The 21,570-nt window shown below is 59.4% G+C and carries 23 protein-coding genes; 13 read left to right on the top strand and 10 right to left on the bottom strand.

All coding sequences use genetic code 11. The annotated features are described in order from the left end of the window. Positions 1 to 49 precede the first annotated feature (49 nt). Complete coding sequence (locus C5F52_RS16120) at positions 50 to 583, top strand: MarR family winged helix-turn-helix transcriptional regulator (protein WP_104799393.1); 534 nt, start codon at positions 50 to 52, stop codon at positions 581 to 583. Further along, a complete protein-coding gene (locus tag C5F52_RS16115; protein ID WP_236657890.1) occupies positions 580 to 1,074 on the top strand; it encodes a thermonuclease family protein in 495 nt (164 codons plus the stop codon). The genes C5F52_RS16120 and C5F52_RS16115 overlap by 4 nt, the downstream gene beginning before the upstream one ends. A 63-nt stretch (positions 1,075 to 1,137) precedes the next feature. On the opposite strand, the gene C5F52_RS16110 is transcribed toward C5F52_RS16115, so the two are convergent. The 3 genes from C5F52_RS16110 to gpmA form a co-directional block, all read right to left on the bottom strand. Beyond that, positions 1,138 to 1,890, bottom strand: a complete 753-nt coding sequence (locus C5F52_RS16110; protein ID WP_104799392.1) for a molybdopterin-synthase adenylyltransferase MoeB — start codon at positions 1,888 to 1,890, stop codon at positions 1,138 to 1,140. Positions 1,891 to 1,908: 18 nt separating this feature from the next. Next, complete coding sequence (locus C5F52_RS16105; protein ID WP_104799570.1) at positions 1,909 to 3,369, bottom strand: S41 family peptidase; 1,461 nt, start codon at positions 3,367 to 3,369, stop codon at positions 1,909 to 1,911. A 79-nt stretch (positions 3,370 to 3,448) separates the two neighbouring features. After that, a complete protein-coding gene (gene gpmA, locus C5F52_RS16100) occupies positions 3,449 to 4,192 on the bottom strand; it encodes a 2,3-diphosphoglycerate-dependent phosphoglycerate mutase (protein ID WP_104799391.1) in 744 nt (247 codons plus the stop codon). Between the two features lie 94 nt (positions 4,193 to 4,286). Here gpmA and C5F52_RS16095 point away from each other — a divergent pair, with 94 nt between their 5' ends. From C5F52_RS16095 to C5F52_RS29720, 5 genes are all read left to right on the top strand, one after another. Further along, positions 4,287 to 4,694 carry a rhodanese-like domain-containing protein gene (locus C5F52_RS16095; RefSeq protein ID WP_104799390.1) on the top strand — a complete coding sequence of 136 codons (408 nt, stop codon included), beginning with the start codon at positions 4,287 to 4,289 and terminating at the stop codon, positions 4,692 to 4,694. Between the two features lie 19 nt (positions 4,695 to 4,713). Further along, positions 4,714 to 4,971: a glutaredoxin 3 gene (gene grxC / locus C5F52_RS16090; RefSeq protein WP_104799389.1), complete on the top strand. Its 258-nt coding sequence runs from the start codon at positions 4,714 to 4,716 to the stop codon at positions 4,969 to 4,971. A gap of 83 nt (positions 4,972 to 5,054) precedes the next feature. Then, positions 5,055 to 5,504 carry a protein-export chaperone SecB gene (secB, locus tag C5F52_RS16085; protein WP_104799388.1) on the top strand — a complete coding sequence of 150 codons (450 nt, stop codon included), beginning with the start codon at positions 5,055 to 5,057 and terminating at the stop codon, positions 5,502 to 5,504. Positions 5,505 to 5,524: 20 nt separating this feature from the next. Further along, positions 5,525 to 6,580 carry an NAD(P)H-dependent glycerol-3-phosphate dehydrogenase gene (locus C5F52_RS16080; protein ID WP_104799387.1) on the top strand — a complete coding sequence of 352 codons (1,056 nt, stop codon included), beginning with the start codon at positions 5,525 to 5,527 and terminating at the stop codon, positions 6,578 to 6,580. A gap of 16 nt (positions 6,581 to 6,596) precedes the next feature. Next, complete coding sequence (locus C5F52_RS29720) at positions 6,597 to 6,782, top strand: hypothetical protein (RefSeq protein WP_146100099.1); 186 nt, start codon at positions 6,597 to 6,599, stop codon at positions 6,780 to 6,782. A gap of 30 nt (positions 6,783 to 6,812) precedes the next feature. On the opposite strand, the gene panC is transcribed toward C5F52_RS29720, so the two are convergent. The 7 genes from panC to metG all read right to left on the bottom strand — a co-directional run bounded on the left by panC (position 6,813) and on the right by metG (position 14,363). Beyond that, the gene (panC, locus tag C5F52_RS16075; protein ID WP_104799386.1) at positions 6,813 to 7,676 is read right to left on the bottom strand and encodes a pantoate--beta-alanine ligase; all 864 of its coding nucleotides are present in this window, start codon (positions 7,674 to 7,676) and stop codon (positions 6,813 to 6,815) included. Positions 7,677 to 7,684: 8 nt separating this feature from the next. Then, a complete protein-coding gene (gene panB / locus C5F52_RS16070; RefSeq protein WP_104799385.1) occupies positions 7,685 to 8,575 on the bottom strand; it encodes a 3-methyl-2-oxobutanoate hydroxymethyltransferase in 891 nt (296 codons plus the stop codon). A gap of 43 nt (positions 8,576 to 8,618) precedes the next feature. Further along, on the bottom strand, positions 8,619 to 9,416 hold the full coding sequence (locus C5F52_RS16065) for a ScpA family protein (protein WP_104799569.1): 798 nt from the start codon (positions 9,414 to 9,416) through the stop codon (positions 8,619 to 8,621). A gap of 98 nt (positions 9,417 to 9,514) precedes the next feature. Further along, entirely contained in the window at positions 9,515 to 9,718 is a 204-nt protein-coding gene (locus C5F52_RS16060) for a DUF3460 family protein (RefSeq protein WP_104799384.1), read from the bottom strand. 119 nt (positions 9,719 to 9,837) lie between these two features. Then, a complete protein-coding gene (locus C5F52_RS16055; RefSeq protein WP_104799383.1) occupies positions 9,838 to 11,535 on the bottom strand; it encodes a SulP family inorganic anion transporter in 1,698 nt (565 codons plus the stop codon). Next, positions 11,532 to 12,284: a YoaK family protein gene (locus C5F52_RS16050; protein ID WP_104799382.1), complete on the bottom strand. Its 753-nt coding sequence runs from the start codon at positions 12,282 to 12,284 to the stop codon at positions 11,532 to 11,534. Before C5F52_RS16050 ends, C5F52_RS16055 begins: the two co-directional genes overlap by 4 nt. A 6-nt stretch (positions 12,285 to 12,290) precedes the next feature. After that, positions 12,291 to 14,363 (bottom strand): methionine--tRNA ligase, encoded by a 2,073-nt coding sequence (gene metG / locus C5F52_RS16045; protein WP_104799381.1) that lies wholly within the window; start codon positions 14,361 to 14,363, stop codon positions 12,291 to 12,293. A gap of 55 nt (positions 14,364 to 14,418) precedes the next feature. Between metG and C5F52_RS16040 the strand changes: the two genes are divergently transcribed. From C5F52_RS16040 to boxA, 6 genes are all read left to right on the top strand, one after another. Next, positions 14,419 to 14,700 (top strand): cupin domain-containing protein, encoded by a 282-nt coding sequence (locus C5F52_RS16040; protein WP_104799380.1) that lies wholly within the window; start codon positions 14,419 to 14,421, stop codon positions 14,698 to 14,700. Positions 14,701 to 14,830: 130 nt separating this feature from the next. Further along, positions 14,831 to 15,922, top strand: a complete 1,092-nt coding sequence (apbC, locus tag C5F52_RS16035; RefSeq protein WP_104799379.1) for an iron-sulfur cluster carrier protein ApbC — start codon at positions 14,831 to 14,833, stop codon at positions 15,920 to 15,922. A gap of 108 nt (positions 15,923 to 16,030) precedes the next feature. Further along, positions 16,031 to 16,921 carry a helix-turn-helix transcriptional regulator gene (locus C5F52_RS16030; RefSeq protein ID WP_104799378.1) on the top strand — a complete coding sequence of 297 codons (891 nt, stop codon included), beginning with the start codon at positions 16,031 to 16,033 and terminating at the stop codon, positions 16,919 to 16,921. Positions 16,922 to 17,067: 146 nt separating this feature from the next. Beyond that, complete coding sequence (gene boxC, locus C5F52_RS16025; RefSeq protein ID WP_104799377.1) at positions 17,068 to 18,735, top strand: 2,3-epoxybenzoyl-CoA dihydrolase; 1,668 nt, start codon at positions 17,068 to 17,070, stop codon at positions 18,733 to 18,735. A gap of 90 nt (positions 18,736 to 18,825) precedes the next feature. After that, positions 18,826 to 20,253 (top strand): benzoyl-CoA 2,3-epoxidase subunit BoxB, encoded by a 1,428-nt coding sequence (gene boxB, locus C5F52_RS16020; protein WP_104799376.1) that lies wholly within the window; start codon positions 18,826 to 18,828, stop codon positions 20,251 to 20,253. A gap of 14 nt (positions 20,254 to 20,267) precedes the next feature. Next, the gene (gene boxA / locus C5F52_RS16015) at positions 20,268 to 21,545 is read left to right on the top strand and encodes a benzoyl-CoA 2,3-epoxidase subunit BoxA (protein WP_104799375.1); all 1,278 of its coding nucleotides are present in this window, start codon (positions 20,268 to 20,270) and stop codon (positions 21,543 to 21,545) included. Positions 21,546 to 21,570 lie beyond the last annotated feature (25 nt).

The following is a 21,570-nucleotide window of genomic DNA, read 5'->3' as shown; positions in this document are numbered from 1 at the left end:
GTGCCAGATGCTTGATTGTTCTAATCAATTGCTCCTCTCGGAAACCCTGATGACACAACGCACCCCTTCTCAACGCCTCGACTCCGTCGATGATTTGCTTTTGTTTCGACTCGGCCTGTTGTCGGCCGAAGCGGGCGCCATGGTCGTGCGTTTGTGCGAAGGGCGTTATGGCATCACGCGTCGCGAATGGCGTGTGCTGGGCTTGCTTTACGGGCACGAAGGTGTGCCTCCGTCCACGCTGGCGGAGCGCGCACATTTAGACCGAGCGCGCACCTCGCGTGCCATCAGCACCTTGGTGGAAAAGCAACTGATCAAGCGCACCACGACGCCTTCCGACCGACGAGGCGCTCGCTTGACGTTGACGGCAGAAGGTTTGCGCTTGTACCAAGACTTGATGCCCGAGGTGCAAGAGATCAATCGGCGCATTTTGGGTGTCTTGTCGCCTGAAGACATGGTGCAGTTAGACAGCTTCCTTGCGCGCTTGCATGCCAGTGCCCAAGCCCTGAAAAAAGAGATTGCGCCTGATTTGCCCAAGACTTACCGTTTGCGGGGGCGTCAATTTTCAGGAGACACGTCGTTGTGACGGTGCTTCCGTCTTGGCACTTGCGCCGCCTTGTCGTTTGGGCGTGTTGTTGGGTGAGTGCGTCAGCGCTGGCGTGGCCCGGCATGGTGACGCATGTGAGCGATGGCGACACGGTGTGGGTGCAGCCGCTGCAAGGGGGCGAGGCTAAGAAAATACGTTTGCTGGGGCTGGACGCGCCCGAGGTGTGCCAAGCGTGGGGGCCGCAGTCGCGCGAGGCCTTGCATGGGGTGTTGCAAGGTCAGTTGGTGGAGGTGCAGGGGCGTTACCGCGACACGTATGGCCGTTTGTTGGCGAACATCTCGCGCCAAGGGCATGACGTGGGGGCGTGGATGGTGGCGCAGGGCCACGCTTGGTCTTCGGGTTACCAGCAGCGCGCAGGCCCGTATGACGCGCTGCAGATGCAGGCACAAAGTCAGCACTTGGGGTTGTTTGCCGATGGGCGGGCTGTGCCGCCTCGGGCGTTCAGAAAGCGTTTTGGGTCTTGCCACTGAGGGCGCTGACATGCGGGATGCGCAGCGTTGGTGAAGCCTTGGCTTTGTGCTGAGACTTGGGCGTCAGTGGTTTTGCCCGCAGACGGGGCAGCTGGGGTTGCGCTTCACGCGCATTTCGTTCCATTCCATGCCGCGACCGTCCAACATTTGCAAGCGGCCCACCAAGCGAGAACCGATGCCCGTGATCAGCTTGACCGTTTCCATCGCTTGCATGGTGCCAATCACGCCCACCAGCGGCGCGAGCACGCCCATGGTGGCGCAGCGCACTTCTTCTGGCGCGGTGTCTGGCGGGAACAGGCAGGCGTAGCAGGGCGATTGCGCGTCGCGTGCGTCGTACACCGCCAATTGCCCATCCAAGCGAATGGCTGCGCCTGAGACGAGCGGCACTTGGTGCTTCACGCAAGAGGCGTTGACAGCTTGGCGTGTGGTGAAGTTGTCGCAGCAATCGACCACCACGTGCACGGTGGGCACCAAGCGGTCGAGTTCGGCGGCGTCGAGTTTGTGGGCCAGCGGGGTGATGCGCACTTCGGGGTTGAGCGCGTGCATGGCCTGCGCCGCCGAGGTGACTTTGGCTTCGCCCACACGTTTGGTGCTGTGGGCGATTTGACGTTGCAAATTGGTGAGGTCCACCGTATCGTGGTCGGCGATGGTGATGTGGCCCACGCCCGAGGCGGCCAAGTACAAGGCGACGGGCGAGCCCAAGCCGCCGGCGCCGACGATCAACACATGGCTGTCAATGAGTTGCTGCTGCCCCTCAATGCCCACCTCGTCGAGCAAGATGTGGCGCGAGTAGCGCAGCAGTTGGTCGTCATTCACCGCAAGCGCACCTGTGGCTTATTTGTCTTTTTTCTCGGCAGTACGCTCGGTTTGCGTCTTGCTGGCCAGCACGGGCTGGCCTTTGAGTTGCTTGAGGGCTTGTTGCAGTTGGAAGTCTTGCTCGCTGCCAAATTCAGGCGGGCGACGCTCGCTGTTGGGCTTTTTGGACTCTTCTTCCAAACGCTTCATGGCTTCTTCACGCGCTTTTTCTTTTTCCTTTTCTTTGGCCACGTCTTTGGCATCTTTGCCTTGACCGCTTTCCAAATGCTTGTCGAGGTCTGCTTCACGCATGCGCAAAATGGCGAACGGGCTGCCTTCGGCGGTGTCGTCCAACAACACTTCAGGCACGATGCCTTTGGCTTGGATGGAGCGGCCGCTTGGCGTGTAGTAACGCGCTGTGGTGATCTTCAGCGCCGTGTCTGCACCCAGCTGGCGCACGGTTTGCACCGAGCCTTTGCCAAAGGTTTGGCTGCCCATGATGGTGGCGCGTTTGTGGTCTTGCAGAGCACCGGCGACGATCTCGCTGGCCGAGGCCGAGCCTTCGTTCACCAACACCACCAAAGGCACGGTGCGGTAAATGCCTTTGGTCGCTTGGTGCAAGCGGGCAATGGGGTCGTTGCCACTGGTGCGGCGGTAAAACTCAGGCGAGGCTTTGTAGACAAACTTGCTCTCTGCCAATTGACCGTTGGTCGACACCACGGCCACGTTTTCAGGCAAGAAGACGGCCGACACGGCCACCGCGGCATCCAACAAACCACCGGGGTCGTTGCGCAAGTCGAGCACCAAGCCTTTGAGCTTGGGTTCTTGTTTGTAGATCTCTTCGAGTTTCTTGGCGAAGTCGTCCACCGAGCGTTCTTGGAACTGGCTCAAGCGAATCCAGCCCATGCCGGGCTCCATCACTTTGCCTTTGACGCTTTGTGTTTTGATTTCTTCGCGAATGATGTTCACGGGGAAAGTGCGGTTCTCGTCCTTGCGGAAAATGGTCAACAGCACTTTGGTCCCAGGCTCGCCACGCATGCGTTTGACCGCGTCGTTGAGCGAGAGTCCTTTGACGGCGGTGTCATCAATCTTGGTGATCAAGTCGCCCGACTTCATGCCCGCACGGAAAGCGGGTGAGCCCTCGATGGGCGACACCACTTTGATCAAACCTTCTTCTTGGGTGATCTCAATGCCCACGCCCACAAAACGACCTGTAGTGCCTTCGCGGAACTCTTTGAAGGTCTTTTTGTCGTAGTACTGCGAGTGCGGGTCAAGGCTAGCGACCATGCCGGTGATGGCGTCGCTGATGAGCTTTTTCTCGTCCACGGGTTCGACGTAGTCGCTCTTGACCATGCTGAACACGGCGGCGAGCTGCTGCAGCTCTTCCAGCGGCAGCGGTGCCATGTTGGCGCGTGCCGTGGTTTGCAGCGAGACGGTGGTCAGTGCGCCAGCCAGCGCGCCGACGGTGATCCAACCTGCGATCTTGAGTTTGTGGCTCATGTTGCCCTTGAGTGTTGACGTGATTTGCGAGGAAGCCAATATACAACGCGCCTTGGCGGCGCGTGGGTTGACAGCCCGATTAGGCTTTGCCTTGTGAGGCCACTGCCGCAGCAGCTTTGGCGGCAGCTTCGGCGTCGCCCAAGTAATAGTGGCGAATGGGCTTGAGGTTTTCGTCCAGTTCGTACACCAGCGGGATGCCGTTGGGGATGTTCACGCCCACGATGTCGTCATCGCCGATGTTGTCGAGGTACTTCACCAACGCGCGGATGGAGTTGCCATGCGCAGCCACCACGATGCGTTTGCCCGCCTTGATGGCAGGGGCCATTGACTCGTTCCAGAACGGCATGACGCGCTCGACGGTGTCTTTCAGACATTCGGTCAGCGGCACTTGCGCAGGGTCGAGTTTGGCGTAACGGGGGTCGCTGCGCTCGCTGCGGGGGTCGGTGGCTTCAAGCACAGGCGGGGGCGTGTCGTAGCTGCGGCGCCAGATCAGCACTTGCTCGTCGCCGTACTGTTTGGCCATGTCAGCTTTGTTCAGGCCTTGCAAGCCGCCGTAGTGGCGCTCGTTCAGGCGCCAGCTTTTCACCACGGGCAGCCAGGTGCAGTCCATCTCGTCCAAAGCGAGGTACAGGGTGCGAATGGCGCGCTTCAAGACGCTGGTGTAGGCCACGTCGAACTGAAAACCTTCCGCCTTGAGCAAGCGGCCAGCCGTTTTGGCTTGTTCGATGCCCGTGGGGGTGAGGTCCACATCGGTCCAGCCGGTGAAGCGGTTTTCAAGGTTCCAGGTCGATTCGCCGTGGCGGATTAAAACAAGCTTGTACATGGTGTGTGAAACAAAGTCAGTGAAAGGTTGGCCGTGATTTTAGAATGCGGGGCTGACACGAATTTTTCTAACCCCCCCCTGAACTGGATTCCCCGTGAAATTTATTCTCGACAACTGGATGCTGATCGCCGTGGCGCTCGGCAGCGGCTTCTTCTTGGTGCTGCCTGTGGTGCAAGGCGCCGCCGCTACCGGTATTTCGCCCAATGAGGCCGTGCAGTGCATGAACCGCGAAAAAGGCGTGGTCATTGACGTGTGCAGCGCCGAAGAGTTTGCGGTTTCGCACATCAACGGCGCGGTGAACGTGCCTTTGGACCAACTCGAAGGCCGTTTGGCCAGCGTGGTTAAAAACAAAAGCGTGCCTTTGATTTTGGTGTGCGCGGCGGGCTCACGCTCCAAGCGCGCCCAAGCCATGGCTCAAAAACTGGGCTACGAGAAGGTGCATTCTTTGCAGGGCGGACTGAAAGCTTGGAAAGAAGCTAATCTTCCTGTCTCCAAAGCCTAATTACTTCTGAAAGACCTGCATGCAAGCCGTCAAGATGTACACCACCGCCGTTTGCCCGTATTGCATCCGCGCCAAACAATTGTTGACCGCCAAAGGTGTGGCCCACATTGAAGAGGTGCGCATCGACACCGACGCCCAAGCGCGGGCGCACATGATGGAAATCACGGGCCGCCGCACGGTGCCCCAGATTTTCATTGGTGACACCCATGTGGGCGGTTGTGACGATTTGATGGCCCTCGACAGCCAAGGCGGTTTGCTGCCTTTGTTGCAAGCCTGAAACTGACATAATTCAGCCTCCCGATGGGTCGCCCGCCTCGGTGTTTTGCCGGCGCGGGTTTTTTTATGCACTTGGAAAAAATAATGTCTGACGAACAACAAACTCCCGTATTTCAAATTCAACGCGTCTACTTGAAAGACATGTCGTTGGAGCAACCCAATTCGCCTGCCATCCTGATGGCCCAAGAGCAGCCGTCGGTGGACATCCAATTGGGCGTGGGCATGGAACAAGTGGCTGAAGGCATTGTTGAAGTCACCGTGACTGCCACCGTGACCACCAAAATTCAAGACAAAACTGTGTTTTTGGTCGAAGCCAAACAAGCCGGTATTTTTGAAGTGCGCAACTTGCCTGAAGACCAAATGGGTCCCGTCATTGGCATCGCTTGCCCACAAATCATTTACCCCTACCTGCGCGGTAACGTGGCCGACATCATCCAACGCGCTGGTTTCCCACCTGTGCACTTGGCTGAAATCAACTTCCAAGCCATGTACGAGCAACAACAGCAGCAACAAGCTGCCGCTGCGGTTCAGTAAATTCAAAGCGGGTTCAGGCCATGAAGATTGCCGTGCTTGGCGCCGGTGCCTGGGGCACCGCCTTGGCCATCAACGCAGGCGCACACCATGCTGTGACCTTGTGGGCGCGTGATGCGTCGCAAGTGCAAGCCATGCAAGCCGAGCGCGTGAATACGCGCTACTTGCCCGGCTTGCCGTTCACCGCGGGTGTGCAGGTGTCTTCAGACGCTTTGGGCCCTTGGTTGGCCGAGCAAGATTTGGTGGTCGTGGGCTCGCCCATGAGCGCCCTGCGCGGCATGCTGACCCAATTGGCCCCGATCTTGGGCGACCGAGTGCCAGTGGCTTGGCTGTGCAAAGGCTTTGAGGCTGTGCAGCCTGAGGCCTCTCACTTAGACGCTTCGCACGCCAGTGCTTCACGTCCTGATGTATCGCCCATGGGCGTGGGCTTGATGGCCCACGAAGTGCGCGCGCAAGTCGCCCCCGTGTTGCGCGGTGGCGCCTTGAGTGGCCCCAGCTTTGCCCAAGAAGTGGCGCGCGGCATGCCCACCGCCTTGGTGGCGGCCAGCAGCGATGCCGCAGCCCGCGACGCCATGGTGCAAGCCTTTCACAACCCCAGCCTGCGCGTGTACGCCAACGACGACATCGTCGGCGTCGAAGTGGGCGGCGCGGTGAAAAACGTGCTCGCCATCGCCACCGGTTTGTGCGACGGCTTGCAACTCGGCCTCAACGCACGCGCGGCGCTGATCACCCGAGGTTTGGCCGAAATCACCCGCTTAGGCGTGGCATTGGGCGCCAAAGCCGAAACCTTCATGGGCTTGTCGGGCTTGGGCGACTTGGTGCTCACCGCCACCGGCGACCTCAGCCGCAACCGCAAAGTGGGCCTCGCCTTGGCCCAAGGCATGACCTTGCAACAAGCGGTGGACTCACTCGGCCATGTGGCCGAAGGCGTGTACTGCGCCCGCACCGTGGTGCAACGCGCCCAAGCCTTGGGTGTGGACATGCCCATTGCCCAAGCTGTTGTGGCTTTGTTGGACGGTCACATTTCGCCTGCACAGGCCGTGGCTGTGTTGATGGGGCGTGGGGCTAAGGGCGAGTAAAGACGGACGGCAACAGATGCGTGTACTTTTTGCGTGGCTGTTGTGCACTGGTTTGACGGCGTGTGGCGTGCTCACTGAGCAGTCTGTTTATGAAGGCATCCGTGCCACGCAGCGCGCGAAATCTGCCGGTACGGGGCAAGACGACAAAGCTTTGCCAGACTACGACCAATACAACCAAGAGCGCGAGAATCTCAAAAAATAGGTGTCAGCAGCAGCTTTGACGCCATCGCACTCACACCTCCAAGTTATCAATCAACCGCGTCTTCCCCAACTTAGCCGCCCCCAACACCACCAGTGGCTCAGCGCATGGCCCCGTCAGCGGCGATAAATCATGCTGGCGGCGCACCGTCACGTAGTCAGGTTGCCAGCCACGCGCACGCAGGGCTTCCATCGCAGCGGCTTCGGCAGCCGCCACATCGAATGCACCAGCCGCATTGCCCGCAAGGGCCGCCGCAGCCAAGTCCTTCAACGCGATCGACAGTTGCACCGCTTCTGCGCGTTCTTCGGCACTCAAGTAGCCGTTGCGTGAGCTGAGGGCCAAGCCGTCGTCGGCACGTCGCGTTTCGCCGCCGATGATCTCAATGGGCAGTGCCATTTGTTGCACCATGCGGCGGATGACCATGAGCTGTTGGTAGTCTTTTTTGCCAAAGAGCGCGATGTTGGGTTGCACGACGTTGAAGAGTTTGTGCACCACGGTGCTCACGCCGACAAAGAAGCCGGGGCGGAAGGCGCCTTCCAAGATGTCGGCCAAGTCTGCGGGGGGGTGCACTTTGAACACTTGGGGTTCGGGGTACAGGTCTTTTTCAGAAGGGGCAAACAGCACGTCGCAGCCGTTGGCGGCGAGTTGTTCGCAGTCGCGCTCAAAGGTGCGGGGGTAGGTGTCGAAGTCTTCGTTGGGGCCGAATTGCAGGCGGTTCACAAAGATGCTGGCCACGGTCATGCCGCCTTGCGGGGCGCGGGCGTCTACCGTTTGGCGGGCCATTTGCATGAGGTCCAAGTGGCCTTGGTGCAGGTTGCCCATGGTGGCCACAAAGGCGCGCAGCGCGGCGGGTTTCAGGGCGCGACGGAGGTCGTCAAGGGTGTGGACGATGTGCATGTGTGTGTTTACCAAGCGTGTTCAGCGTTGACAGGAAAGCTGCCGTCTTTCACGGCGGCGACGTAGGCAGCCATGGCGGCTTGCACACTGGGGCTGCCGGTCATGAAGTTGCGTACAAATTTTGGGTTTTTACCGAGGTTGATGCCCAGCATGTCGTGCATCACCAGCACTTGGCCAGCAGTGCCGTTGCCCGCGCCAATGCCAATGGTGTGGCAGCGCGGCAGTTCTTGGGTGAGGGCGGTCGACAGGGCTTCGGGCACCATCTCCAGCACCACCATGGCGGCACCGGCATCTTGCAGATCCAAGGCGTGTTGGCGCAGTTGGGTGGCCGAGTCGCCACGGCCTTGCACGCGGTAGCCGCCCAAGGCGTGCACGGTTTGCGGTGTCAGGCCCAAATGCGCGCACACGGGAATGCCGCGCTCGACCAAGAAGCGCACGGTCTCGGTGGTCCAGCCACCGCCTTCGAGTTTGACCATGTGGGCACCCGCTTGCATCAACACGCTGGCGCTGCGCAGGGCTTGCTCTTTGGACTCGTGGTAGCTGCCAAAGGGCAAGTCGCCAATGATCCAGGTGGTGCCTTGCACGCGTTGCACGCCACGCGCCACGCTTTCGACGTGGTAGCGCATGGTCTCTAAGCTGACGCCCACGGTGCTCGACAAGCCTTGGCACACCATGCCCAACGAGTCACCCACCAACAGACATTCCACGCCCGCCGCATCGGCCACGGCGGCAAAGGTGGCGTCGTAGGCGGTGAGCATGGTGATTTTCTCGCCCCGCGCGCGCAACTCGTGCAAGCGCGGCAGGCTGATGGGTTTGCGGGCCGACACGGGCGAGGCCGGTGGCAAGGTGCCGTAGGGTGAGGCAGTTTGACTTTGGGGGGCGTTGCTGGAGTTGCTCATAAAGGGTGCGGCCAGATGCCAGTCGTTGAAGGTGAATGAGGGGTCAGCTCGGCGTGTAGGCCAAGCGCACGTAAATGGGTGCAAAGGCCTCGGCCTGCGTGATTTCGATCAGCGTTTCTTTGCCCAGTTCGAGCAGTGCGATGAAGGTGACCACCAACACGGGCACGCCCTGTGCGGGGTCAAAGAGTTTTTCAAATTCCACAAAGCGTTGGCCTTGCAGCTTGCGCAGCACGATGCTCATGTGCTCGCGCACCGACAGCTCTTCGCGCGAAATTTTGTGGTGCTGAATGAGTTTGGCGCGCTTCAAAATGTCGGCCCACGCCTGCTGCAACTCCACCACATGCACGTCAGGAAAACGCGGTTGCAACGATTGCTCGATGAACACCTGCGCCTTCAAGAAATCGCGGCCATATTGCGGCACTTCGTTGAGCTTGGCGGCGGCCAGTTTCATTTGCTCGTATTCGAGCAAACGGCGCACCAGCTCGGCACGCGGATCTTCGGGCTCTTGGCCCTCGGCCACCTTTTTGGGCGGCAGCAACATGCGCGATTTGATCTCGATCAGCATGGCCGCCATCAGCAGGTATTCGGCGGCCAGCTCTAAGTTGCGGCTGCGAATCTCGTCCACATAGCTCAGGTACTGGCGCGTGAGCGCGGCCATCGGGATGTCGAGGATGTTGAAGTTTTGCTTGCGGATGAGGTACAGCAGCAAATCCAGCGGGCCTTGGAAGGCTTCGAGGAAAACTTCCAGCGCATCGGGCGGGATGTACAAATCCTGCGGCATGGTGAACAGAGGCTCGCCATACAGGCGGGCCACGGCCACGTTGTCGATCACCTCAGGCATGGCGGAGGCGGGTTGTGCCTCAGCGTTGGGCAGGGTGATGTCAGCAGGGTTCACAGGATGCGCTTCATCGAAAGAGCTTAGGCCAAGACCGTCGCTCTTTATGCGTTGGTTTGGTAAACGTAAGGTTTTTGCGCCACGCGACCGGCTTGCAGGTCTTGCTGCACGTCGCGGTTCACCTGTTTGTCCCACAGCAGGGCGCGGCCATCGCGTTGCGCTTGTTCCAAGCCAGGCTTTTGGGCTTTGAGCTGTTCGATGAACTGCGTGGCTTCGGAGGTGTAGTGGTCGCGTTGAAAGATCGACATGGTGAGTATTCCTAATAGAAGGGAAGGATTTTAACGACTGAGGCTGCACGGGCCCTGACGCGCTTGGCGGCGCTCATCTTTGGGCGGCACACGACACACTCATGAGTGGGTAAATGCGTTCATGTTCGCGCGCTTGGTTGTGCCAGCGCCTGCGCAATGCCTTGTGCCAAATCAGGCGCCCATTCGGCATGCGAGGCCTCGCCCAGCAAACCGCTGCGTTGGGCAATGTCCAGCGGCTGGTGGGCCAAGCCACACAGCACCAAGCGCCGTTGTTTTTTGTGACACGCACGCGCCAAAGACAGCAGCGCATCGACGCCCGAAGAGTCGATGTAAATCAAGTTTTTCAGGTCCAGCACCACGGCTTGGGTGGGCAGGTTTTCTTCAATGGCTTCCACCAACTTGACGGCGCCAAAAAACAAGGCGCCGTAGAAACGGTGGGCCTGCACCGCATCACCCCGTCCCGCCAAAGCGGGTTGGTCTTGTGCTGACACGGGTTCGGCGCGGGTGAGGTTGGAGATGCGGTAGATGAAGGTCAGGCAAGCCGCAATCAGGCCCACCTCGACGGCCACCGTCAAATCGACCACCACGGTCAGCAAAAACACCGCCAGCAGCGTGGCACGGTAAGGCATGCGGTATTGGCGCAGGTGCACAAATTGGCGCCATTCGCCCATGTTCCACGCGACGAACATCAAAATGGCCGACAAGGCTGCCAGCGGCACATGGCCCGCCAGCGGCGCGGCCACCAGCATCACCATCAACAAGGTGAGGGCGTGCACCATACCGGCGATGGGGCTGTTGCCGCCGTTTTTCACATTGGTCACGGTGCGGGCGATGGTGCCGGTGGCGGGCATGCCGCCAAAAAATGGGGTCACCATGTTGGCAATGCCTTGCGCCATCAACTCTTGGTTGGCGTCATGGCGGTCGCCATAGGGGCCGTCGGCCATCATTTGATCGGCAATGCGGGCGCACAGCAGCGACTCAATCGAGCCCAGCAAAGCCAGGGTGGTGGCCGGAATCAGCAGAAATTTGGCGGTTTCCCAGCTGAAAGTGGGCCACTCAAACGCAGGCAAGGTGCTGGGAATGCTGCCAAAGCGCGAGGCGATGGTTTCTACGTTCAAATTCAGCGCTTGGCTGGCCAGCGAGGCCAGCACCAACACCAAGACGGAGCCAGGCACCACACTGATTTTTTTGGCGTGCGCGTGCTGCTGACTCAGTTTGGGCAGCACAAACTGCCAACTCACCAGCAAGCCCAAGCAGGCACAGGCCAGCAACAAGGCTTGCAGGTTCAGGGTGTCCAAGTGCGAGGCCAGCGTGTGCAAAATGCCAAAAAAATCAGCAGGCATGGTCTTGACGCTGAGCCCCAAAAAGTCCTTCACCTGCGACACCATGATCAGCACCGCAATGCCGTTGGTGAAGCCGATCACCACGGCGACGGGGATGAAGCGAATCAAGCTGCCCAAGCGCATCAGCCCCATGGCAAACAGCATCATCCCCGACATGACGGTGGCAATCATGAGATTGGCCAAGCCGTAGCGCTCCAAAATGCCATACACGATGACGATGAACGCGCCCGCAGGCCCGCCAATTTGCACGCGGCTGCCGCCCAGAGCCGAAATCAAAAACCCCGCAATGATGGCGGTGAACAAACCCGCTTCAGGCTTGAGGCCCGAGGCAATGGCAAACGCCATGGCCAGCGGCAACGCCACCACGCCCACGGTGATGCCTGCGCCCACGTCTTGCACCAAGCGCGCACGGTTGTAGCCCTGCAAGGCGTCGAGCAAACGGGGGCGGAAAAAAGAGAGAGAAGCCAAATTCATCGTTGCCATTTCACGTTGACGTCGTCCAGCACGGGGCGCAAGGCCACGGTCCACAGCAACAACGCCAGCGGCAAGGTGGTGATGTAACCCCAGCCCTTAAAGCCCAGAGCACCCACCAGTCCGCCACCAAAAAAACAAACAATCAACAGCGCTTGAAGGCGCAAACGTTGACGGTTCGCTCGCACCTGAGGCACGCCTTGCGCCGAGGTGGTGCTGCGGTTCACGTAGAACAATTTGCCCAGCTCAATGCCAAAGTCGGTCACCAAACCGGTGATGTGCGTGGTGCGAATTTCGGCGTGGGAGATTTTGGTGATCACCGCGTTTTGCAAACCCATCATGAAGCACAGCAGCATGACGGTGAGTGGCAAGAACACGCTGGCAAAACTGCTGATCGCCGCACCAAACAAACCAAACACCAGCAGCGCCAAAGACTCCAGCAGCAACGGCAAGCTGTACGCGCTGGCGAGATGGCGGCGCAGTCCCCAATTCACCAACACGGCGGTGCACATGGCCCCTGCCACAAAGGCCATCAGACTGCCCAGACCCGTGGCGACCAAGTCGAAATGCCCCAGCACCAAGTCGTCGGCGACCGAAGACACCACACCGGTCATGTGCGAGGTGTAGCGTCCGACGGCTAAGAAGCCACCCGCATTGGCCGCGCCCGCCACAAAACTCAACACGGCCCCCAACTTGACGTTGGCTTGGGTTGACCGCGCAATGCTGGTCCAGCCGTGGATGAGTGGGAACATGCCGACTTAGTGAATCCGCATGCCAGGCTTGGCGCCGGGCCATGGGTGCAGCACGTAAATGCCCGCATCGGTTTTGTCGTCCGCGTGGCTGGCGGCGAGCACCATGCCTTCACTCACGCCAAACTTCATCTTGCGTGGCGCCAAGTTGGCCACCATCACCGTGAGCTTGCCTTTGAGGTCTTCGGGCTTGTACATGCTGGCCACGCCTGAGAACACATTGCGCGTTTTGCCTTCGCCCACATCCAGCGTGAGGCGCAGCAACTTGGTCGAGCCTTCCACCGCTTCGCAGTTGACGATTTCGGCAATGCGTAAATCGACCTTCGCAAAGTCGTCGATGCTGATAGTGGGTGCGATTTCTTCGCCGCCTGGGGTGACTTTTTCTTCCACGACGACGGGTGGCTCAAACAAGGCTTCGAGTTGTTCGGGGGTGACGCGTTGCATGAGGTGTTGGTAAGGTTGAATGGTCGCCACGTAGCCTGTGGCGTTCCAGTTTTGCATGCTGGTGCCAGTGAAGGCTTCCACCGCTTGCGCAAGCGCGGGCAGCACAGGGGCCAAGTAGCGGCTCAGCTCGGCAAAGGCGTTGATGAGCAACGAGCACACTTGGTGCAGGGCTTCGTTGTTGGCGGCATCTTTGGCCAAGTCCCAAGGCTTGTGTTGGTCTACATACGAATTGACCTTGTCGGCCAGCAACATGATTTCGCGTGCGGCTTTGCCGTATTCGCGGGCGTCATAGGCTTGGGCAATGCTGTCTTTGGCGGCGTGAATGTCGCTCAACAGCGCGGTGCCTTGTTCGCCAAAACTTTGTGTGAGCTTGCCTTCAAAACGCTTGGTTAAGAAGCCCGCCGCACGCGACGCGATGTTGACGAATTTGCCAATCAAATCGCTGTTCACGCGCAGCATGAAATCTTCGGCGTTGAAGTCCACGTCTTCGTTTTTGTTGTTCAGCTTGGTGGCCAAGTAGTAACGCAGCCACTCGGGGTTCATGCCGAGGCTGAGGTACTTGAGCGGGTCGAGGCCGGTGCCACGGCTCTTGCTCATCTTCTCGCCGTTGTTGACGGTGAGGAAGCCGTGCACAAACACGTTGTTGGGCGTTTTACGGCCGCTGAAGTGCAGCATGGCGGGCCAGAACAGCGTGTGGAAAGTGACGATGTCTTTGCCGATGAAGTGGTATTGCTCCAGCTTGTCGTTGGCCATGTAGGCGTCGTAACTCTCGCCACGTTTGTCGAGCAAGTTTTTCAGCGAGGCCAAATAGCCCACAGGCGCGTCGAGCCAAACATAAAAGTACTTGCCTGGTGCATCTGGAATTTCGATGCCGAAGTAAGGCGCATCGCGCGAGATGTCCCAGTCGCCCAAGCCTTCGCTGGTCGTGCCATCGGGGTTGGTGCGCACCGTGAACCACTCTTTGACCTTGTTGGCCACTTCGGGTTGCAACTTGCCGTCTTGGGTCCACTTTTCTAAGAACGCCACGCAGCGTGGGTCAGACAACTTGAAGAAGAAATGCTCGGAGCTTTTCAGTTCAGGCTTGGCGCCCGACAAAGCAGAGAACGGGTTGATCAGGTCGGTGGGGGCGTAGACCGCGCCGCACACCTCGCAGTTGTCGCCGTACTGGTCGTGGGCGTGGCACTTGGGGCACTCGCCTTTGATGAAGCGGTCGGGCAAAAACATGTTCTTCTCGGGGTCGAAGAACTGGTCAATCGTGCGGCGCTCAATCAGCGAACCGCCTTGTGATTCGGGGATGTCGCGCAAGTCACGGTAAATCTGGCGGGCCAGCTCGTGGTTCTCGGGCGCGTCGGTGCTGTGCCAGTTGTCAAACTGGATGTGAAAGCCATCCAAATACGGCTTGCGGCCTGCGGCGATGTTGGCCACAAACTGCTGCGGGGTGATACCTGCCTTCTCGGCGGCAATCATGATGGGCGCGCCGTGCGTGTCGTCCGCGCCCACGAAATCGACCTTGTGGCCCTGCATGCGCTGGAAACGCACCCAAATGTCGGCTTGGATGTACTCCATGATGTGGCCGATGTGGAAATTGCCGTTGGCGTAGGGCAGGGCGGTGGTGACGAAAAGCTGGCGCTGTGACATTTAGAACAAGACCTTTGAACAAGGGGGTGGATTTTAGTTCCTGCAAAATTTGGCCATGAACCTCCCTAGCTTTGACGAATTCAAACAAACCGCCATGGCCGCCGGCTTTGACGAAGTCCTGGCCCGCGAATGGGCACCCAACACCGTGCTGGCCACCCACACCCACCCGTTTGCCGTGCAAGCCGTGGTGACGCAAGGCGAGATGTGGCTGACCGTGGATGGCCAAACCCAGCACCTGTTGCCGGGCTCAACCTTCGCGCTGGCCCGCGATGTGCCCCACGACGAGCGCTATGGCCCCGAGGGCGCGGCGTATTGGGTGGCGCGTAAAAACGCTTGATTGGCGACGCACGTTCGTCGGTTTCTCTCATTCATAGGCGCTCAGTCGCACGGATGACCTGCGTTGCATGCGGTCAAACGCGCCGCGCTAGACTTGCCCGCAATTCCTATTTCAAGAACAAAGAAGTTTTATGGCCCTGAACGAACAAGCCCTGACCGCCGCCCTGCAGACCGTCATCGACCCCAACACGGGCAAAGACTTTGTCACCACCAAAGCCCTGAAAAACCTGCAAATTCAAGGCGGCGATGTGTCGTTTGATGTGGTGCTGGGCTACCCCGCCAAGAGTCAAATTGCAGGTTTCCGCAAAGACTTGATCGCCGCTGCCAAAGGCGTGGCGGGTGTCGAGAACGTGTCGGCCAACATCACCATGAACATCGTGGCGCACGCCGCGCAGCGCGGTGTGGCTTTGCTGCCCCAAGTCAAAAACATCATCGCCGTGGCTTCGGGCAAGGGCGGCGTGGGCAAAAGCACCACCGCCGCCAACTTGGCGTTGGCCTTGGCCGCCGAAGGTGCCAGCGTGGGTTTGTTGGACGCTGACATTTACGGCCCCAGCCAGCCCATGATGATGGGCATCGAAGGCCGCCCCGAAAGCACCGACGGCCAAACCATGGACCCTTTGGAAAACTACGGCGTGCAAGTCATGTCCATCGGTTTCTTGGTGGACCAAGACGAAGCCATGATTTGGCGCGGCCCCATGGCCACCCAAGCGTTGGAGCAGCTGCTGCGTCAAACCAACTGGAAAGCGCTGGACTATTTGATCGTCGACATGCCCCCAGGCACGGGTGACATTCAGCTCACGCTCAGCCAGCGCGTGCCCATGACCGGTGCGGTCATCGTCACCACGCCGCAAGACATCGCGTTGTTGGACGCCAAAAAAGGCATCAAGATGTTCGAGAAGGTGGGCGTGCCCATCCTCGGTTTGGTCGAAAACATGGCGGTCCACGTTTGCACCAACTGCGGCCACATCGAACACATTTTTGGCGCGGACGGTGGCAAGAAATTGGCTGCCAAAGACGGCATGGACTATTTGGGTGCCTTGCCCCTGAACATGCAAATTCGCCTGCAAGCCGACAGCGGCAAACCCACCGTGGTCGCCGATCCTGACGGCGAAGTGGCAGGCATCTACAAGGCCGTGGCCCGTCAAGTGGCGGTGAAGATCGCGGCCAAGGCCAAAGACTTCTCCAGCAAATTCCCAAGCATCAAGATCTCCAAAGACACCTGAGCGCCGGTTTTTCGGTGTCAGCCCAACCCGCAACCGCGTCCGCGTTTGCGGGTTTTTGCTGTCTGCACTATTTTGCAGTTCAACTCGAATTTGCATTAAAGTGCAGCCATGTCTTACGCTGACGACGACCTCACCCGCCATCCGTTTCTCACCACCTTGGGCGAGCGCGTGCGCACCTTGCGCGCGCGTCGCGGCCTCACGCGCAAGGCGGTGGCGCAGGCGGCACGCGTGTCGGAGCGGCATTTGGCCAATTTGGAGTCGGGCACCGGCAACGCGTCCATCCTGATCTTGTTGCAAGTGGCGCAGGCGCTGCAGTGCACGATTTTTGAGCTGCTGGGCGACGTGACGACGTCATCGCCCGAGTGGTTGTTGATTCGCGAATTGCTCGAAAAGCGCAACGAAGGCGAGCTGCGCCGCGTGCGGCAGCAGATTGGCGACATGTTTGGCACCCACGGCGACGAGCAAGCGCGCAGCAACCGCATCGCCTTGGTGGGCTTGCGCGGCGCAGGAAAAACCACTTTGGGTCAGCGTTTGGCAGACGATTTGGGGTTCCCCTTCATCGAACTCAGCCGCGAGATCGAGAAGTTTGCGGGTTGCAGCATCAGCGAAATTCACAACCTCTACGGCACCAATGCTTACCGCCGCTACGAGCGCCGCGCCTTGGAAGAGGCGATTCAGATCTACCCCGAAGTGGTTATCGCCACCCCCGGCGGCTTGGTGTCGGACTCGGCCACGTTCAACGAAACGCTGTCGCATTGCTTCACGGTGTGGCTCAAAGCCGCGCCCGAAGACCATTTGGGCCGCGTCGCCGCACAAGGCGACATGCGCCCCATGGCGGGCAGCAAAGAGGCGCTGGAAGATTTGAAGCGCATCTTGGACGGCCGCTCGGCCTTCTACGCCAAAGCTGACCTCACCTTTGACACCAGCGCCCAGCCGTTGGACGACAGCTTTTTAGCGCTGCGCACCCAAGTGCGTCAGGCGCTGAAGCTGCCGCTTTAAGTTTCCCCATCTGTTCGGCCTAGGCATATTCCCTAACATGCACAAAAATGCAGTTGCAAAATTTAGAATATGCAATATGATGCACATCACGGCGATGAAATCATCGCATGTCATGAACCAGCGCCAAGCCACCTTTGGAGATTCCCATGAGCCAAGCCAACACCGTCGACTACCAGATTGACCCCAGCCAGTACAAGCACTGGTCGGTCAAGTACGAAGGCGAAATCGCCACCTTGCAACTCAACATCAACGAAGACGGCGGCATTCGCCCTGGCTACAAGTTGAAGCTCAACTCCTACGACTTGGGCGTGGACATTGAGTTGTACGACGCGCTGCAACGCATCCGCTTTGAGCACCCCGAAGTCAAAAGCGTGGTGGTGACCAGCTTGAAAGACCGCATCTTCTGCTCGGGCGCCAACATCTTCATGTTGGGCCTCTCCACCCACGCGTGGAAAGTGAACTTCTGTAAATTCACCAACGAAACCCGCAATGGCATTGAAGACTCCAGCCGCCACGATGGCCTGAAGTTTGTGGCTGCTGTGAACGGCGCTTGCGCGGGCGGTGGCTACGAATTGGCCTTGGCCTGCGACGACATCGTGTTGGTGGACGACCGTTCTTCCAGCGTGTCGCTGCCCGAAGTGCCTTTGCTGGGCGTGTTGCCAGGCACCGGCGGTTTGACCCGCGTGACCGACAAGCGCAAAGTACGCCACGACCACGCCGACATCTTCTGCACCAGCGTGGAAGGCGTGCGTGGCCAAAAAGCCGTGGACTGGCGCTTGGTGGACGAGATTGCCAAGCCCGCCAAATTTGCCGAAGCCGTGCAAGCACGCGCCCAAAAATATGCCGCCAGCAGCAAGCGCCCAGGCGCTGCTGCCGCTGGCAAAGGCGTGACGCTCACACCGTTGAACAAAACCGTCTCGGCTGACGCGCTCACCTATGACTACGTGCAAGTCGCCATCGACCGCACCAAGCGCACAGCCACCTTCACCGTCCACGCGCCCAAAGCCGCCGTGCCCACCACCGTGGAAGGCATCGAAGCCGCTGGCGTCAATTGGTACCCGCTGCAAATGGCCCGTGAGTTGGACGATGCCATTCTGAACATGCGCACCAACGAGTCGGAAATCGGCACGTGGCTCTTGCGCACTGCTGGCGACGTGCAACTCGCCTTGGACTCAGACGCTGTGCTGGCCCAGCACCAAGCGCATTGGCTGGTCAATGAAACACTGGGCATGCTGCGCCGCACCTTGGCCCGCATTGACGTGTCATCGCGTTCGCTGTTTGCTTTGATCGACGAGGGCTCGTGCTTCGCTGGCACCTTGGCCGAGTTGGCCTTTGCTGCCGACCGCGCTTACATGTTGGCCTTGCCTGATGCGCCTGAAAAAGCGCCCAAGTTGGCCTTGAGCGAACTCAACTTCGGCCACTTCCCGATGGTCAACCACCAGTCGCGCTTGCAACGTCGCTTCTACGAAGAAGTTACGCCACTTGAAAACGTGCGTGCTGTCGTGGGCCAACATCTGGACGCCGACCAAGCGCTGGCCTTGGGGCTGGTCACCGCCGCGCCAGACGACATCGATTGGGCCGACGAAATTCGCCTCGCCGTCGAAGAGCGCGCCGCCATGTCGCCTGACAGCTTGACGGGTTTGGAAGCCAACTTGCGCTTCTGCCAAAAAGAGTCGATGGAAACCCGCATTTTTGGCCGCCTCTCGGCGTGGCAAAACTGGATCTTCCAGCGCCCCAACGCCGTGGGCGAAAAAGGTGCCTTGAAGGTGTACGGCAAAGGCGAAAAAGTTCAGTTCGACATGAACCGCGTTTGATGTTTTTGCGTTGTGCAGTGCGGTGCCCGGTGGTCCACGCTGCAACCGAAATTTGACCCCACCGTTGCTTCTTAATTTCTGGAGACCCTCATGTCCGGTATCAACTACAGCGAAAAAATCCCCAACAACGTCAACCTGAGCGAAGACCGCACCCTGCAGCGCGCCTTGGAGCAGTGGCAGCCCAACTTCATCAACTGGTGGGACGATATGGGCCCTGAAGGTTCCACCGATATGGACGTGTACCTGCGCACGGCCGTGAGCGTGGACCCGCAAGGCTGGGCCCAGTTTGGCCACGTCAAGATGCGTGACTACCGTTGGGGCGTGTTCCTGAACCCCGGTGAGCAAGACCGCAAGATCCATTTTGGCGACAACATCGGCGAAAAAGCCTGGCAAGACGTGCCTGGCGAACACCGCGCCAACCTGCGCCGCATCATCGTCACACAAGGCGACACCGAGCCAGCGTCTGTGGAGCAGCAGCGCCACCTGGGCCTGACCGCGCCCAGCATGTACGACCTGCGCAACCTGTTCCAGATCAACGTCGAAGAAGGCCGCCACCTGTGGGCCATGGTGTACCTGCTGCACAAATACTTCGGCAAAGACGGCCGTGAAGAAGCCGATGCCTTGCTGCAGCGTAACAGCGGCAACGAAGACAATCCCCGCATCTTGCAGGCCTTCAACGAGAAGACACCCGACTGGTTGAGCTTCTTCATGTTCACTTACTTCACCGACCGTGACGGCAAGTTCCAGTTGTGCGCTTTGGCCGAATCTGCATTTGACCCATTGGCCCGCACCACCAAGTTCATGCTGACCGAAGAAGCGCACCACATGTTCGTGGGCGAGTCCGGCGTGAGCCGCACCATCCAGCGCACCGTCGATGTGATGAACGAACTCAAGACTGACGATGTGGGCAAGCTGCGTGCTGCCGGTGTGATCGATTTGCCGACCATCCAGCGTTACATCAACTTCCACTTCTCGGTGACCATCGACTTGTTCGGTGCCGACCAGTCGTCGAACGCCGCCACCTTCTATAGCTCCGGTTTGAAAGGTCGTTACGAAGAAGGCAAACGCGGTGATGACCACGTCTTGAAGGGCAACAGCTACAAGATCTTGTCCGTGGAAAACGGTTCCTTGGTCGAGAAAGAAGTGCCCATGCTCAACGCTTTGAACGAAGTGCTGCGCGACGACTACATCACCGACTCCAAAGGCGGCATCGACCGTTGGAACCGCGTGATCGCCAAGGCGGGCATTCCTTTCACATTGACCGCGCCCCACAAAGCGTTCCACCGCAACATCGGCTCTTTGTCCGGTGCCAAGATCACGCCCGATGGCCGTGTGGTGAGTGACGAAGAGTGGATGTCCAAGGTCGGCGAGTGGTTGCCTTCCAACGAAGACCGCGCTTTTGTCGCCAGCCTGATGGGCCGTGTCGTCGAGCCAGGCAAGTTCGCCAACTGGATCGCGCCACCCGTCATGGGCATCAACCGTCAGCCCGTGGACTTCGATTACGTCCGTTTCAACTGAGTTAAATTTGTGCCATGAACGCCACCCCCGAACTCATTCAGCAGCATCTGATCGATCCTGAGATCTGCATCCGATGCAACACCTGTGAAGCCACATGTCCGGTGGGGGCGATCACGCACGATTCGCGCAATTACGTGGTCATCGCCGACAAATGCAATTTGTGCATGGCTTGCGTGCCACCGTGCCCCACGGGCTCCATCGACAACTGGCGCAGCATGCCCAAAGCGGCGGCGTACAGCATTGAAGAGCAATTGACGTGGGACGAGTTGCCCGCAGCCTTGACCGAAGCCGAGTTGCAAGCGGCGGGTGTGTCGGGCGATGCGTCTGCCGAACCGCAAGCGAGCGCGCCTTCAGCAGCGTCTGTGAGTGCCTCACCCGGTGAGGGTGAGGCGTTCAACTCAGGCGCGTTTGGTGCCAGCACGCCGCCTTGGTCTGCCGCGCATCCGTACACCAATTTGCACGGTCCCAAAGCGCCAGTGACAGCCAGCGTGGTGGGCAATGTGCAGGTCAACGAGGCAGGCACGGTCAACGAAACGCACCACATCGTGCTCGACTTTGGCAGCTTGCCGTTCCCCGTGTTGGAGGGCCAATCGATTGGCATCATCCCGCCCGGCTTGGATGCGCAAGGCAAGCCACATCACGCACGCCAATACTCGATTGCCAGCCCGCGCAACGGTGAGCGCCCCGGTTACAACAACCTGTCGTTGACGGTGAAACGTGTGGTCGAAGACCACCAAGGCAAAGCCGTGCAAGGCGTGGCGTCTAACTTCTTGTGCGACATGAAAACCGGTGACACGGTGCAGGTGATTGGCCCCTTCGGCGCCAGTTTCTTGATGCCCAATCACCCCAAATCGAACATCGTCATGATTTGCACGGGCACCGGCAGTGCGCCCATGCGCGCCATGACCGAGTGGCGTCGCCGCTTGCGCGCCAGTGGCAAGTTTGAAGGCGGCAAGCTCATGCTGTTCTTTGGCGCTCGCACCCAAGAAGAGCTGCCTTACTTTGGCCCGCTGCAAAAGCTGCCCAAAGATTTCATTGATATTCAGTTTGCGTTCTCACGCACGCCTGGCCAGCCCAAGCGCTACGTGCAAGACCTCATGCGCGAACGCAGCGCCGATGTGGCGGCCTTGCTCAAAGACCCCAACACGTATTTCTATGTGTGCGGTTTGAAGAGCATGGAAGAAGGCGTGGTCATGGCCTTGCGCGACATCGCCAACGACGCAGGCCTCGGCTGGGACAACGTGGCGCCCGCCTTGAAGCGCGAAGGGCGCTTGCATTTAGAGACGTATTAACCCCAGTCAAACAGCAGGACGGCGG

This window comes from Limnohabitans sp. TS-CS-82, from assembly GCF_002943475.1.
Note: the sequence above shows the minus strand (reverse complement) of the source record. Positions and strands in the feature narration are given on the sequence as shown.

Bases quoted from the DNA above. Each gene is read 5' to 3' on its own strand.
- C5F52_RS16120 (WP_104799393.1), top strand. From the start codon at position 50: ATGACACAACGCACCCCTTCTCAACGCCTCGACTCCGTCGATGATTTG.
- C5F52_RS16105 (WP_104799570.1), bottom strand. From the start codon at position 3,369: ATGAGCCACAAACTCAAGATCGCAGGTTGGATCACCGTCGGCGCGCTG.
- gpmA (WP_104799391.1), bottom strand. From the start codon at position 4,192: ATGTACAAGCTTGTTTTAATCCGCCACGGCGAATCGACCTGGAACCTT.
- grxC (WP_104799389.1), top strand. From the start codon at position 4,714: ATGCAAGCCGTCAAGATGTACACCACCGCCGTTTGCCCGTATTGCATC.
- secB (WP_104799388.1), top strand. From the start codon at position 5,055: ATGTCTGACGAACAACAAACTCCCGTATTTCAAATTCAACGCGTCTAC.
- C5F52_RS16080 (WP_104799387.1), top strand. From the start codon at position 5,525: ATGAAGATTGCCGTGCTTGGCGCCGGTGCCTGGGGCACCGCCTTGGCC.
- C5F52_RS29720 (WP_146100099.1), top strand. From the start codon at position 6,597: ATGCGTGTACTTTTTGCGTGGCTGTTGTGCACTGGTTTGACGGCGTGT.
- panC (WP_104799386.1), bottom strand. From the start codon at position 7,676: ATGCACATCGTCCACACCCTTGACGACCTCCGTCGCGCCCTGAAACCC.
- panB (WP_104799385.1), bottom strand. From the start codon at position 8,575: ATGAGCAACTCCAGCAACGCCCCCCAAAGTCAAACTGCCTCACCCTAC.
- C5F52_RS16065 (WP_104799569.1), bottom strand. From the start codon at position 9,416: ATGCCTGAGGTGATCGACAACGTGGCCGTGGCCCGCCTGTATGGCGAG.
- C5F52_RS16060 (WP_104799384.1), bottom strand. From the start codon at position 9,718: ATGTCGATCTTTCAACGCGACCACTACACCTCCGAAGCCACGCAGTTC.
- C5F52_RS16055 (WP_104799383.1), bottom strand. From the start codon at position 11,535: ATGAATTTGGCTTCTCTCTCTTTTTTCCGCCCCCGTTTGCTCGACGCC.
- C5F52_RS16050 (WP_104799382.1), bottom strand. From the start codon at position 12,284: ATGTTCCCACTCATCCACGGCTGGACCAGCATTGCGCGGTCAACCCAA.
- metG (WP_104799381.1), bottom strand. From the start codon at position 14,363: ATGTCACAGCGCCAGCTTTTCGTCACCACCGCCCTGCCCTACGCCAAC.
- C5F52_RS16040 (WP_104799380.1), top strand. From the start codon at position 14,419: ATGAACCTCCCTAGCTTTGACGAATTCAAACAAACCGCCATGGCCGCC.
- apbC (WP_104799379.1), top strand. From the start codon at position 14,831: ATGGCCCTGAACGAACAAGCCCTGACCGCCGCCCTGCAGACCGTCATC.
- C5F52_RS16030 (WP_104799378.1), top strand. From the start codon at position 16,031: ATGTCTTACGCTGACGACGACCTCACCCGCCATCCGTTTCTCACCACC.
- boxC (WP_104799377.1), top strand. From the start codon at position 17,068: ATGAGCCAAGCCAACACCGTCGACTACCAGATTGACCCCAGCCAGTAC.
- boxB (WP_104799376.1), top strand. From the start codon at position 18,826: ATGTCCGGTATCAACTACAGCGAAAAAATCCCCAACAACGTCAACCTG.
- boxA (WP_104799375.1), top strand. From the start codon at position 20,268: ATGAACGCCACCCCCGAACTCATTCAGCAGCATCTGATCGATCCTGAG.